Here is a 13,914-nt window from a genome sequence, read left to right as displayed (position 1 = left end):
CCTTATAGCGCCATGACCATGTCGCGGTGAGGGATGCCGGCGTCGTCATAGACCGGACCTTCGGCGATGAAACCTAGCCGTTCATAAAACCCCAGCGCATGGGTTTGGGAACCCAGCTTGGCGCGGGTGATGCCGGGCTGGCGGCGCAGTTCGCCAATCGCCGCCCGCATCAGGGCCGCGCCCAGCCCGGTGCCGCGTGCGGCTGGCAGCACGCAGACCCGGCCGATCTTGCCGGTATCGCCCGACAGCAGCAGCCGGGCCGATCCCATCGGCACCCCGTCCAGCGTGGCGAGGATGTGGATGGCGTGGTCATCCTTGTCGTCCAGCTCCTCCGCCTCTGCCACGCCCTGTTCTTCGATGAACACGGTCCTTCGCAGTTGGCGGCAGATGGCGATATCGCGGGTGGGGGCGATGTGGATCATGCGAAGTAGTCCTGCAGGATGCGGCTGTAGATGGCTTTGAGCTGGTGGATCTGCGCCACCTCGACCCGCTCATCGACCTGATGCATGGTTTTGCCGACCAGTCCGAATTCCACCACCGGGCAGTGATCTTTCACAAAGCGCGCGTCCGAGGTGCCGCCAGAGGTGGAGGCCACCGGCACGCGCCCGGTTTCCGCCTGCACCGCGCTTGCGATCAGGGCCGAGAAATCGCCGGGCGGGGTCAGGAAGCTTTCACCCGAGATCTGGATGCGCAGGTCCAGTTGCACCCCGGTTTCCTGCGCGACCACCTGCGCATGATCCTGCAGCCAGCGGGTCAGGCTGGCCCCCGAATGCAGATCGTTGAAGCGGATGTTCACCGTGGCGGTGCCGCGCGCCGGGATCACGTTGTTGGCGGGGTTGCCGCAATCAATGGTGGTGATCGCAAGGGTAGAGGCATCGAAATGGGCGCTGCCGTCGTCCAGCGGTTTTTCCTCCAGCCGGGCCAGCAGCTTTACCAGCGCCGTCATCGGGTTTTTCGCCCGGTGCGGATAGGCCGAATGGCCCTGCACCCCGGTTGCGGTGATGAACGCGGTCATGCTGCCGCGACGGCCGACCTTCATCATTTCGCCCATTTCATTTGGGCAGGTCGGTTCACCCACCAGACAATGCGTCATCCGCTCGCCGTGCTGCGCCATCCAGTCCAGCAGGGCCACGGTGCCATCGGCCCCGATCCCTTCCTCATCGCCGGTGATGGTCAGGATCACCGCGCCATCGGGCGGGGTGGCACGCACGAAATCCACCGCTGCCGCGACAAAGGCGGCCACGCCGGATTTCATATCGGTGGTGCCGCGGCCATACATCCAGCCATCAACCACCGCTGCTCCGAACGGATCTTGCGTCCAGGCGGCGGCGTCGCCGACCGGCACCACATCGGTGTGGCCGTTGAAGCCGAAGCTGCGGTTGGCCCCGCGCGCGCCCCAGCGGGCGAACAGGTTTGACACGCCACCCCTGTCCACCCGGGTGCAGGTAAAACCGGCATCTGCCAACAGCGCCTGCAGCAAGACCAGCGCGCCGCCTTCCACTGGCGTGACCGAAGGACAACGGACCAGATCGGCGGTCAGGGCAGCGGGGTCAACAGATCTGGGCATCATTACTCTCCGACAGGGGTAATGCAGGCATACCCACAGGGCGCGTGCGCTGCAACTGTCTGCGGCGTCGACACATATTGTTGCCGCCGCGACACGGATCGCCCCGGGCAGCCTTGCGCGCCATGCATTGTGGCGGAAATGTGGATGACTTGCCGCAAAACTCTGTTAACCTTCGTTAAAACGACAGTCCCAGAGGCAGGGCAGAGCAGGGTCAACGCACCCAATCACGACAAAACGCTCCGGCAGGCACCCGCCTGACCGCTTACAATGCTCTGTCTCCAACGGGTGGAGGCAGTCTTGGCGACAGGCGCAGAACTGAACTACAACGTCAACGCAAACGCCATGACGATGGCGAATGCGATGTTCGGCAGCGGAGTGACCGTGGTCGGCGCAAGCTATACCGGCGCGCGCGACAGCTCTGCCACCTTTACCAACGGCAATCTTGCCCCCGGCGTGCTGCCATCGGCGTCCGGGGTGATCCTGTCGACCGGCAATGTGCGCGACTTTACCCAGTCGAGCGGCGACCCGAACCGCGCCACCGACACCTCGACCGACACGACAGGCGTCGACAACAACAGCCAGTTCAACGCTGTTGCGGGTGCCCGCACCTATGACGCGGCATGGATCGACGTGGATTTCATCCCCACCGGGGATGTCATGACGATGCGCTTTGTGTTCAGCTCGGAAGAGTACCCGGAGTACGTGAACTCTGCCTTCAACGATGTGATGGCGGTCTGGGTGAACGGCACCTATGTGCCGATCTCGGTCGGCAACGGCACCTCGTCGATCAACAACATCAATCCGCTGACCCAGCCGAACATGTTCATCAGCAACCTGAATGACGAATACAACACCGAGATGGACGGGTTCACCGTCACCATGACCCTGACCATCCCGGTGCAATCCGGGGTGGTGAATTCCATACGCATCGGCGTCGCCGATACTGGCGATGCGCGCTACGATTCAAATCTGATCATCGTGGGTGACAGCATCCAGACCACGCTGGTCGCGCGCGACGATATCGACACCATGTTTGCCACCGGGGAAAAGACCTTCGACATTCTGGCCAACGATCTTTACAGCGGCGCGGGGTCGCTGCAGATCACCCAGATCAACGGGGTCAATGTGGCACCGGGGCAGATTGTCACCCTCGCATCAGGTCAGCAGGTGAAGCTGAACGCCGATGGCACCATCACGATGATCGGCAATGGTGACATTGAACAGGTGAACTTCACCTATACCGTCGCCTCGACCTCTGGCGGGCATATCGACACCGGGATCGTCAAGATCACCACCATCCCCTGCTTTGTCGCGGGCACGATGATTCTGACGGACAGGGGCGAATGCCCGGTTGAGGCGCTGCGCCCCGGCGATCTGGTGATGACAAAGGATGACGGCCCGCAGCCGCTGCGCTGGACCGGGCGGCGGCAGGTGGCGGCCTTGGGGCCGCTGGCACCCATCGAGATCCGGGCCGGCACTTTCGGCAACCACCGGCGGCTGCTGGTGTCGCCGCAGCACCGGGTGCTGGTGCATGACCCGCTGACCGAGCTGTTGTTCGGCGAGACCGAGGTGCTGGTCGCGGCGCGCGATCTGGTCAACGGCCGGTCGGTGCGGGTGATGGAGGGGGGTGCAGTAGACTATGTGCACCTGCTGTTCGACCGGCATCAGATCGTGTCTTCCGAAGGGCTGGCGACCGAGAGTTTCCTGCCCGGCCCGCAATCGACGCGGCTGTTCGAGGCGGCGATCATCGATGAGATCTGCACCCTGTTCCCCGAACTGGACCCGCACACCGGAACCGGCTACAGCCCGGCGGCCCGGCGGACGCTGCGGCCGTTCGAGGCGCAGCTGCTGTTTGCGGCGGCGGAAAAGGCGGCATGATCCATGGATGACTGGCTGGCGCTGTCCGATCTGGCCCTGCCCGAGGGCGATACCAGCCCGCTGGAGCAAGGGCTGTTCCTGTGCGAGACCGCCTTGCCGTTGGGTGCGGGCACGGTCTTGCTGGAATGGCACCACGATGACGGCACCCATCGCAGCTTTTCGGTGTTCGCCGATCCGCAGGCCGGGATTGTGGTGCTGCACCGCGCGGGGCAGTTGATGCGGCGGCATGTGCTGCCGGGACCTTTGCCATTCGGGCAGGGCACGGCACGGATCACCTACGCCTGGAACCGGGGCACCGGCGCGTGGCGGCTGAGTTTCGGGCGGATCGGGCAGGGTGAGGAATGCAGCAGTGCGGGCATCGGGCCGATTGCCCTGTCGCGGCACGAACTGGCGGCGCTGTGCCGGCGCGACGGGGCGGCGCTGCGGCATCGGTCCTTGTTGTGGTTCGGGGTGACGCAAGGGGCGCACCCGCCCGAACGCGCACCCTGGCTTGGCCTGCGCACCCCGGTAGACACCGCGCGGGGGCCGGTGGCGGCGGGGGCCTTGCGGGTGGGGGAATTGGTGCGGACGGCGGACAATGGCTTGCAGCCGGTGTTGCGGGTCAACCGGCTGCGGTTGCCCAGCCGGGGCAGCTTTGCCCCGGTCATCCTGCGCGCGCCGTTTCTGGGTCAGGGCAGCGATGTGCTGCTGTCTGCCGATCAGCTGGTGGTGCTGGCAGGGGCCGAGGTGGAGTATATGTTCGGCGTCGAGGAGGTTCTGGTCAGCGCCGGGGCGCTGGCGAACGGGACCATCGGGCGGCTTGACGGACGGCAGGCGGCGATTGACTGCGTGGCGCTGGACCTTGGCCTGCCGGAACTGCTGCTGGTCGACGGGCTGAAACTGCTGAGCCACGGGGCGCTGGCCGAGCCGCCGCTGCCGGTGCTGCTGCCGTTTGAGGCGCAGCAGCTGGTCAGCCTGATGGCGCGGCGGAGCCTGTTTGGCGCAGCCTAGTCGTACAGCGCCGTCATCTGAGCCACGATGACCGAGTTTTCCTCCAGCGCCCGCAGCATCAGCGCCTCTTCCTCGGGCGGGATTTCCGCCCCGGCTTCCTTCTGTTCGTCGAGCGAGCCGTGGCCTTCGACCTCCAGCACGGCCAGTTCGGCCTGTTTGAGGATGGCCACAGTTTCGCGCACCGCCTCGGCCTCATCGACGCCGCTGGCATAGCACATCAGGGCGCCGCCGGTGGCCTTGGCAGGCAGGTCGTCGCCGGGTTTGCGGCCGACCTGAACCAACAGGGTATAGACTTGCTGGCGGCTGGTCTTGGCGGGTTTCTCGTCGGTCATGGCGGGGCCTTTCGGGCGGCGTGTAACACAGGGGGAGGCTTAGCGGATTAATTGATATCAATGGCTTGTCCTCGCCATTTCAACCAGGCTTTAACTTTTACCCCCAGCCCGAAGGCTGTGGGAACCATAAGCATCAGTCGCGCAACAGCTCGTTGATCGAGGTCTTGCTGCGGGTCTGCGCATCGACCTTTTTCACGATCACGGCGCAGTACAGGTTGATGCCGTTCTTTGACGGCATCGAGCCTGCCACCACCACCGAACCGGCGGGGACTTCGCCATACATCACCTCACCCGAGTCACGGTCGACGATCTTGGTCGATTTGCCGATGAACACGCCCATGCCAAGCACCGAGCCTTCGCGGATGATGCAGCCTTCGACGACCTCGGACCGGGCGCCGATGAAGCAATTGTCTTCGATGATCGTGGGGCCGGCCTGCATCGGTTCCAGCACGCCGCCGATGCCGACGCCGCCGGACAGGTGAACGTTCTTGCCGATCTGCGCGCAGGAGCCGACCGTGGCCCAGCCATCGACCATGGTGCCTTCATCGACAAAGGCGCCGATGTTCACGAAAGAGGGCATCAGCACCACATTCTTGGCGATATAAGCCGAGCGGCGGACGATGGCACCGGGCACGGCGCGGAAACCTGCAGCGCGCCAGTCGGCCTCGGTCCAGCCCTGCCATTTCGACGGAACCTTGTCCCACCAGTTGGACCCGCCATTGCTGCCCGAAATCTCGTACATGTCGGTCAGGCGGAACGACAAAAGCACCGCCTTTTTCGCCCATTGGTTCACATGCCAGTCGCCGGTGTCGCGCTTTTCGGCGACCCGCAGCGTGCCTGAATCAAGGGCTGTCAGAGTCGCCTCGATGGCGTCGCGCGACTCCCCCTTTGTGTCGGGAGTGATGCTGTCACGGGTTTCCCATGCGGCCTCGATCGCGGTTTCCAGAGCGGCGTTTGACATGCTGTCACCCTTTTTCGGTTGGTCCTGTTGCGCCCTGCCTATAAGGCTTGGAGGAGTTTCACGCAATGCAAGAGCATCTTATGAAAGACGAACCCCGCGCCCACCCGTTCCGCGACTCGGTCGAGGACGTGAAAGCGGCAGACCTGTGCCCCGATACGATGCAGACCCGCGCCCCTGCGTACCGGCTGGCCTTTGCCGACCCGGATTTCATGACGCGTGAGGAATTGCGCCCGGTGCGGTTGCAGCTGGAATTGCTGAAACCGCAGATGGTGATGGATGAACGCGGCATTGAATCAACCATCGTGCTGTTCGGCGGCGCGCGGATACCGCCCACGCCAGAGGCGGGGCGGACGCCTGCGTTGTCGGCGCTGTCAGCCTATTATGACGAGGCACGGAAGTTTGCCTGTTTGATGACCCAGCGCAGCATGGAAACCTATGGCCGCGAGAATGTGATCATGACCGGCGGCGGCCCGGGTGTGATGGAGGCCGGCAATCTGGGCGCGCATGAGGCTGGGGGCCAGTCGATTGGCCTGAACATCGTGCTGCCGCATGAGCAGGCCCCGAATGCTTACGTGACGCCGGACCTGTGTTTCAACTTTCACTACTTTGCCATCCGCAAGATGCATTTCCTGATGCGGGCCAAGGCAATCTGCGTGTTTCCCGGCGGATTCGGCACGCTGGACGAGATGTTCGAGGCGCTGACGTTGATTCAGACCCGGCGGATGAAGCCGATCCCGTTCCTGCTGTTCGGCCGGGCGTTCTGGGAAAAGATCATCAACTGGGACGCGCTGGCCGAGGCCGGAACGATCAGCCCGGAAGATCTGGCGCTGTTTCAGTTTGTGGAAACCGCGGAAGAGGCGGTGACGGCGATTGACGGCTGGCGCTGAGCGCCCGCCGTCTGCCCTGAGCGTCAGTAATCGCGTTCGTAGAACAACCCGATGCCGGTATTGCCGTCGGCCCCGACCCGGCCTTTGAGCGTGACCGTGTCACTGATATCTAGGTTCAGGTTGATCTGGCTCTGGCCGCTCTGGTCAACCACCACCTCGGAGTAAACGTTTTCCGACAGGTATTTGCCAGCGGTCAGCTGCGCCCCGCCCTCGGCATCGGTCTGCACATCCAGATCGTCCAGCCCGAAGCCCTGCCGCAGTCGGCTGATGATCCCTTCGCCGCCGCGACCGGCGAGGGTAGCGACGGCATTGGCCAGTTGCAGCGCCTGGAGTGCGGACAGCGAGTCGAGACGGCGACCAAACAGAAGTTGCGACAGCACCTCTTCCTGCGGCAGTTGCGGGCTGGAGGTGAAGCTGACCTCCGGATCATTGGCTGAACCGTCGATCACGACAGAGCTGGTCACATTGTCATTCTCGCTGCTGGCGACAACGCGCAGGCGGGGGTCAAAATCGCCCTCAAGCTGAAGCGAGGCTTCGGTGAGGGTCAGGCGGCGGCCAAGGATATCAAGCCGGCCCCGGATCAGGTCGAACGACCCCGAGGGGATGATATCGGTGGTGGTGCCGGTCAGGCGCAAGGTGCCGCCCAGTTCGGCATCAAGCCCCCTGCCCCGGATGAACAGCTGGTTGGGGGCCGAGATTTCGATATCCAGCTCAAAGGCGCGCGCGGCGGCGCTGCGGGCCGTGGCACCCGGCTGGCCGATCAGACCCGCGCGGCGGCGGGTTTCGCGCACGGCGGCGGGTTCGCCGATGTGCTGCAACCCGTCAATCAGCTCTTGCCCGCCAAGGCCGGTGGGGGCGATGCGGATTTCGGTCTGCGGCAGGGCGATGCGGCCTGCAATCAGCGCGCCACCGGTCAGCGGTCCGGTGATGCGCAGCTGGCCGTTGGCAAGGGTCTGGTACAGCTGCGGATCGCGTAAGGTGACGCTGGACAGCGTCAGCGCAAGGTCGCCGCGATAGGGCGCGGTGAGCGTGATGGGGCCGCTGAGCGCGAGGCGACCGCCGGTCGAGACATTGGCGGCGGCGTTGATCTGGGCAGAGCCGCCCGACAGGGTGGCAGTGGCATCAAGCCCCTGCAGCGAAAACGGCAAGGCCGGGTCGGCGAGGCTGCCGCCCGACAGGCTGACACGGCCCGACAGCGACGACAGCGCAACAGGTCCGTTGAGCGCAAGGTCGATGCCCAGCGGGCCGGAGGCGACGCGGTTGCCAAGAAAAGGGTTGGCGAGGCCCGCCTGCGCCGTGCCCTGCACGGTCAGGTTGGCGGTGGCAAAATCGCTGGCAATCTGGCCCGCGACGCGGGCGTCGATGCTGCCCGGCCCGGTGCCGGTCAGCGCAAGGGTATAGCCGGTGCCGGTGTCCACCGCCGTGCCCGACAGGGTGACGGGGCCGGGAAATTCCGGCAGCAGCACACCAAGGTTGGCCAGCCGGGCCGACAGGTCAATCTGTCGCGCGGTGCCGGTCAGTCGGCCGGTGGCATTGGCGGTGATCTGCGGGCTGGTCAGGGTCAGGTCATCCAGCCGTACCAGCCCATCCTCCAGCCGCAGGGCGACATTGAAGGCGGAATCGCCGGCCAGCAGCCGGTCGGCCTGCGCCTGCCCGGTGCGCAGGGCGTTGGCGGTGGCGTCCAACGTCAGGCTGGCGGTTTGGGCGGTGCCGGTGAAGGTCGCGTTGGCGGCGAGGCTGCCGCCAAGGCCCGCGCGCAGGCGAGACAGGTCTTGCAGGGCCAGCCGTGCCGTGACATCGCTGCCAGCGGTCGCCAGCGTGCCGGTGGCGGCGATGCTGGCGCCGGGGGCGGTGACGTTCAGTTCTTCCACGATCAGGGTATTGTCGATCAGGTTGGCGATGATGGAAACCTGCGAGGTTTCGCTCAGCAGCCGGTCCAGTTCGGGCTGGCCCACGCGCAGGGCGGAGGCGGTCAGGTCGGTATCAATCCGGGCCTGACCTCTGGTCAGCGGGCCGGACAGCCGCATGTCTCCGCTGATGGAACCGCCATATCCGGGGCCAAGACGCGACAGGTCATCCATGCGCAGGGTCAGCGTCAGATCGGCAAGGTCAGAGGTCACGGTGCCAGAGCCATCGGCGGCAAGCGAGGGCGCGCGGACGGCAAAGCTGCGCAGCACGGTGCCGGTGGTGTCGCGGCGGATATCGAGTGCAATGCTGGACGGGCCACGCAGCAGGTTGTCGGCCTGCGGGATGCTGACGGTCAGGTTCTGACCGTCGATCCGGGTTTGCACGTCGAAATCGCCGCCCAGCGGGCTGCCCTGCCCTTCGGCGGTGATGGTGCCGCGCCCCGACAGGCTGCGCCCGGCAAGGCCGGACAGCGGGGCCAGATCGCTGGCGTCGATGCGCATCTGGCCACGGGTGCGGAAGCCCTCGCCCAAACCCGAAATCTCGCCGCCTGCCGACAGGGTGACCGGCCCGGCGGCCAGATCCAGCGCGCCGACGCGGATGACGCCAGAGCCTTCCTGCCAGAACAGGCGGGTTGATGCGGTGACGCTGTCGCCGATGGCCATCGCCAGCTTTGGGTCCTGCAAGGTAATGCCGGTGCCGTTCAGCGTGAAACTGCCGCCGATCACCCGCCCCACGGCAGAGCGCGAGATCCGGCCAGAGCCGCGCAGGTCGGCCCGCGCGATCTGCACGTCGGTGGTGACCACATTTTCGGCGTCGATCACCATGCGCCATGTCTCATCGGTGCGGGCGTCGTAGGCGACCTCCAGCCGGGCGGCGCGGACCGATACCCCGGCATCAAAGCCGGGGATCACGACCGGGTTGCCATCGGGGTCACGCAGAAATCCGTTCAGCGCAATCACCTCGGGCAGGCCATCGGCGGCAATCACGGTCTGGCCGCGCAACTCGACCGACCGGGCGCGCAGGTCAAGCGCGGACAGGTCGATGCGGCCTGCCGCACTGCGCTGTCCGGTGACGTTCAGGGTCAGCGCATCGCCAAGGAAGGCGGCATATTCGGGCAGGAACAACGGGGCCAGATCGCCGCCCAGATCGGCGTTGAACTGTGTCCCGCCCTCTTCCGTTCCCAGCAGGGTAACGGTTCCGGCCAGACGCTCGGCACCATCGCTGGTCAGCGCGACAGTGGCGGTGAAGTTGTCCAGCGGGCCCTCGCCGTTGATCTGCAGGGCCACCGCTGGCGCGCCGGGCAGGTCCAGCAGCGTGGCCGCGATGCCGCCCGCATCTTCAACCGCGTTCAGCGCCAGCGACAGTTCGTTGGTTGCATTGGCGTAAGCGGCGGACAGCTCGATCCGGCCATCCGGGCCGGAATCGGTGCGCAGAATCGTCAGATCCGCCGCGCCTTTGCCCCCGGCGAGCGAGACCGAGGCCTGAATGCTGCCCTCGACCGGCTGGCCCAGAAGCGATTCTCCCAGCACCACACGGTCGGCCTGCAGGCTGGAGATGTTGATAGACACCGGCAATTCCGGCAGGGCAAAGCCCGATGCCTCGGGCGCGGCGATCGTGTCATCCGACAGCGGCGCGCGGGCGACGATGATTTCAGCCGCCGTCAACTCGCTGATCTGCACCCGGCCCGCCAGCAGGGAAGACCGTGACCAGTCCAGCACAATATCGTTCAGGGTCAGCCAGATGCCGTCGTCATCGGCGATGGTCAGCTGGGTGGCGGTGGCGCGCGATGACAGCGCGCCCTGAAACCCGCGCAGGGTGATCTGGCGGCCTGCGCCGGACAGGCTGTCTTCCAGAAAGCCGACGATGGTGCCGCGATCGGTGCGTTCCGCCTCGGTCAGCGGTTCGTCATCCTGTGCGACGGCCATGCAAGGGGCGACGATAAGGGCGAGGGGGAGGAGCCAGCGCATCAGAATGCCTGCCCCAGACCGACATAAAGCTGCACGCCCCTGCCGGTGGTGCCGCCGACCGGGCCTGCGATATCCAGCCGGATCGGGCCAAAGCCGGTGGCATAGCGCACACCGATGCCCGCCCCGGCGTGCCAGTCGCCCGCCGGATCAAAGAAGCTGCCCACATCGACGCGGCCCGCATCGACAAAGCCGACCAGACCGATATTGCCGGTGACCCTTGTGCGCAGCTCAAGCGAGCTGCCAAGGAAATGATTGCCGCCGATCTTGAAGGAGTCGGCGCTGCGCAGCACATTTACCCCCAGCGACTGGAACGGCTGGCCCCGCACGGTGCCGCCGCCGCCCGAGTAGAACAGATCATCGCGCGGCGTTTCCAGCAGACCGGCCCCGCTGACGATGCCGGCCTGTATCCGGGCGGCGACGACAAAACGGTCATCCTCACCAAAGCCGCGATAGCCGCGCAGATCGGCGGTGGCGCGCACGCCCGACCCGGTGGTGCCGAAGCCGAGGAAGGGCTTGACCTCTGCCTCGATGAAATAGCCACGGGTGGCGTCGTTCCGGTCGTTGCGGCGGTCCCAAGTCAGGGCGACGGGCAGCGACAGGCTGCGGAAGCGGAAATCGTTGAAACTGCTGCGGTCTTCGGAAATTTCGGTGCCGTCGATGAAGCTGTAGGACAGATCGACGCGGCCGGTCAGGCTGTCGGAAAAGATATGGGTAAACCCGATGCCAAGCCGGGCCTGATCGGCCCGGAAATCCGGTTCATCCAGATGGCGGATCTCGCTGGAGAACCGCGCGATGGTGTCGGGGGTCAGGGTGGCGGGGCGGTCGATGGTCAGCCGCAGGCCATAGTCCATGCCATTGTAGCCGTCGCCGATGCGGCTGGCGCCGATATTGGTGACCGAGCCTTCGAGCCGCAGACGCTCTGCCCCGCCCAGCAGGTTGCGGTGCATGAAGGCGGCGGTCAGATCCAGCCCTTCCAGACTGGATACCTCAACCCCGAAGCTGAGGTTTCTGGGGCGTTCCTCAACCACGGTGATGGTGGTACCCAGCAGATCGGGGCGGGTGATGCCTTCATCCTCGGTGATGGTGACCGATGCAAAGGTGCCGGTGCGGCGCAGGCGGTCTTCGGCGCGGGCCACATCGGCCGGATCATAGGTTTCGCCCTGCGGGATACCCGCGATCTTGCGCACGCGGTTTTCGCGGGTGCGCTGGTTGCCGGTGACATCGACCGGGCCAAAGCGCAGGCGCGGGCCGGGGTCGATGCCGACACGGGCCGACAGCGTGCGGTTGGGGTGGTCAGCGACCACATCCTGCCCGGTGACGCGGGCCTTGGCGTGGCCCTGCGCGCGCCAGCCGTCAACGCCTGCGGTGACGGCCTGCCGCACCAGCCCGCTTTGCGCAGGCTCGCCCGGCGCAAAGCCGTCGGGCAGTTCGGTGCCGCCAGCCAGGGGGGTGATGGCGGTCTGGCCAAAGCGGAACTGCGGGCCGGGCTGAACCCGCACCTCAATCCGAGACACGCGCGGCGGCGCGTCGAGCGGGGCGATGGCCGACGCTTCGCGCCCGTCCAGCAAGACAGAAACGACGACTGAATAATATCCCTGCGCATAAAGTGCGCCGATCAGACGGCCATATTCGGCGCGGGCAGCGGCAAGCACCTGATCGGGCTGATCTTCGCCGTTTTCCAGCGCCAGCAGCGCCGAGGCGTTGCGCAGCGCCTCGCCCAGATCGGTATCACCACCAGAGCCGATGACGGTGAACTGCACCCGGTCCAGCGCGTGGCCGGTCTGGCCCAGCGTCATCGCGACGGCAAGGCAGGCCACGAAGGGCAAGCGGGAGAAGAGGGGTCTGCGCTGGGTCACTGAAACCTCATGGGAAACTCATGGGGGGAAACCTCACGGGGGGTTGGCCTGACTATCGCAACAGGCGGTTGGATGTGCAATCAACTGCACATCAATCCGTGCATTTCGCCGATTACATTTAGCGTCTTTCCGCCACTATGGCCCAAATGACGCAGTGCGGATTGTCCTGTGACATTTCATGCGGTTGCGGGGGCAGAAAAACTATTGCGCGGCGATGTCGCGGTTGGCCGACAGCAGGCTTTCGCTGACCGCCGACAGCGCCAGTGCCGCCGCGCCATGCGCCCACAGAAGGTCGCCCCAGGCGTGGATTTCGATCGGCGGGCGGGGGCGGCCGGTGTTGATGGTCAGGTTGTCCATCTCGGCCAGGGTTTCGGCAGCATAGAGGTAATCATAGCGCATCCGTTCGCCAGACAGGATGATCAGCGCCGGGTCAAACAGGTTGACCACATTGGACAGGCCCACTGCCAGATAGCGCCCGGCACGGCGGAAGATGCTGCGCGCGGTGGCATTGCCAGCCTTGGCGTGGTCATACAGGCTTTCCAGCAGGACGGTGATGCTCTGCCCCTCCTTGTGGCCCCAGTTCAGCGCGGTGGTCGCCTCACGCGCAAGGGCGTAGTCGGCGACATAAGCCTCCAGACAGCCGCGCTGGCCGCAGCGGCACAGCGCGCCATCCAGCTGCACCTTGGTATGGCCCAGTTCCAGCCCCAGCCGTTGCGAGCCGCGATAGATGCGGTGGTTCATCACAAAGCCCATGCCGACGCCGTGCTCGATGGTGACAACGGCAAAATCTGACAGACCCCGCCCTGCCCCGAACCACAGTTCGGCCAGCGCGACCAGATTGGCATCGTTGTCGATCCAGACCGGCGGCCCCAGACGCGCGCTGGCCAGTGCCGCCAGCGGGACGGTGCGGTCGGTCAGCACCGATGACCACAGCACCACCCCGTCGGCACTGTCGACAAAGCCCGGAACGCCGACACCGATGCCGGACAGTTCGGCCCGCGCGACCCCCGCCTTGGCGCAGACCCGGTCAAGCAGGGCCTCAATGGCATCCAGCAGCTCGGCCACCGACATCGGGCCGGGGCGGCGGGGAATGGAATCGTCGGCAATCAGGGTGCCGGCAAAGTCGACGATGACGGCGGTATGCTCGCGGTCTGAAATCTTCATGCCCGCAACGCGGTGCGCCTGCGCGCGCACCCCAAGCGCCACCGCCGGACGACCGCGGACGGTTTCGCTGTCGCGCGGCGGGGCTGCGACTTCTTCGATCAGCCCTGAGTCGATCAGGTCCGAGGTGATGGTGGTCACGCTTGCCGGGCTGACGCCCAGATCTTTCGCCACCTGCACACGCGGAATCAGCCCGGCGGCGCGGACGCATTCGAACACCTGCTGGCGCAGGGGGCGCAGCGTATCGGACAGCGGCGGGATCAGCGGCCCCACGCCCTTGCGTCCGTCGCTCGTGTCGCCCGCTGCATATTGCGTTAGCATTTCTTCGACACCCTAACAAATTCACCCTGCGATTGCACATATACCGTCTGAAAATTGCTGCAAAGCAGCAATTGAAGGCCAGTTCT

General features: G+C 65.7%; 10 protein-coding genes. 3 read left to right on the top strand and 7 right to left on the bottom strand.

Going from position 1 to position 13,914, the window contains the following annotated elements; all coding sequences use genetic code 11:
* Positions 1 to 2: 2 nt before the first annotated feature.
* Positions 3 to 422 carry a GNAT family N-acetyltransferase gene (locus Q7J44_RS01260; protein ID WP_304876235.1) on the bottom strand — a complete coding sequence of 140 codons (420 nt, stop codon included), beginning with the start codon at positions 420 to 422 and terminating at the stop codon, positions 3 to 5.
* Positions 419 to 1,567 (bottom strand): succinyl-diaminopimelate desuccinylase, encoded by a 1,149-nt coding sequence (gene dapE, locus Q7J44_RS01255; protein WP_304876233.1) that lies wholly within the window; start codon positions 1,565 to 1,567, stop codon positions 419 to 421. Before dapE ends, Q7J44_RS01260 begins: the two co-directional genes overlap by 4 nt.
* 297 nt (positions 1,568 to 1,864) lie before the next feature.
* On the opposite strand from dapE, the gene Q7J44_RS01250 reads away from it, so the two are divergent.
* Positions 1,865 to 3,445: a Hint domain-containing protein gene (locus Q7J44_RS01250; RefSeq protein WP_304876231.1), complete on the top strand. Its 1,581-nt coding sequence runs from the start codon at positions 1,865 to 1,867 to the stop codon at positions 3,443 to 3,445.
* A 3-nt stretch (positions 3,446 to 3,448) separates the two neighbouring features.
* On the top strand, positions 3,449 to 4,435 hold the full coding sequence (locus Q7J44_RS01245) for a Hint domain-containing protein (RefSeq protein WP_304876229.1): 987 nt from the start codon (positions 3,449 to 3,451) through the stop codon (positions 4,433 to 4,435).
* Here the strand turns inward: Q7J44_RS01245 and Q7J44_RS01240 are convergent.
* Complete coding sequence (locus Q7J44_RS01240; RefSeq protein WP_304876227.1) at positions 4,432 to 4,767, bottom strand: hypothetical protein; 336 nt, start codon at positions 4,765 to 4,767, stop codon at positions 4,432 to 4,434. The genes Q7J44_RS01245 and Q7J44_RS01240 overlap by 4 nt on opposite strands.
* A gap of 133 nt (positions 4,768 to 4,900) precedes the next feature.
* Complete coding sequence (gene dapD / locus Q7J44_RS01235) at positions 4,901 to 5,728, bottom strand: 2,3,4,5-tetrahydropyridine-2,6-dicarboxylate N-succinyltransferase (protein ID WP_304876225.1); 828 nt, start codon at positions 5,726 to 5,728, stop codon at positions 4,901 to 4,903.
* A gap of 80 nt (positions 5,729 to 5,808) precedes the next feature.
* Between dapD and Q7J44_RS01230 the strand changes: the two genes are divergently transcribed.
* Positions 5,809 to 6,615, top strand: coding sequence for an LOG family protein (locus Q7J44_RS01230; protein WP_304876223.1), 807 nt, complete (start codon positions 5,809 to 5,811; stop codon positions 6,613 to 6,615).
* Between the two features lie 23 nt (positions 6,616 to 6,638).
* Here Q7J44_RS01230 and Q7J44_RS01225 read toward each other — a convergent pair whose 3' ends face one another.
* From Q7J44_RS01225 to Q7J44_RS01215, 3 genes are all read right to left on the bottom strand, one after another.
* Positions 6,639 to 10,490, bottom strand: coding sequence for a translocation/assembly module TamB domain-containing protein (locus Q7J44_RS01225; protein WP_304876221.1), 3,852 nt, complete (start codon positions 10,488 to 10,490; stop codon positions 6,639 to 6,641).
* Positions 10,490 to 12,346, bottom strand: a complete 1,857-nt coding sequence (locus Q7J44_RS01220; RefSeq protein ID WP_304876219.1) for an autotransporter assembly complex family protein — start codon at positions 12,344 to 12,346, stop codon at positions 10,490 to 10,492. Before Q7J44_RS01220 ends, Q7J44_RS01225 begins: the two co-directional genes overlap by 1 nt.
* Before the next feature lie 201 nt (positions 12,347 to 12,547).
* Positions 12,548 to 13,828, bottom strand: a complete 1,281-nt coding sequence (locus Q7J44_RS01215; protein ID WP_304876217.1) for an ROK family protein — start codon at positions 13,826 to 13,828, stop codon at positions 12,548 to 12,550.
* Between the last annotated feature and the right edge of the window lie 86 nt (positions 13,829 to 13,914).

The organism is Pseudotabrizicola sp. (assembly GCF_030656345.1).
GTDB lineage: Bacteria > Pseudomonadota > Alphaproteobacteria > Rhodobacterales > Rhodobacteraceae > Pseudotabrizicola.
The sequence above is the reverse complement of the archived record's forward strand: the minus strand, read 5'-3'. Positions and strand labels throughout refer to the sequence as shown.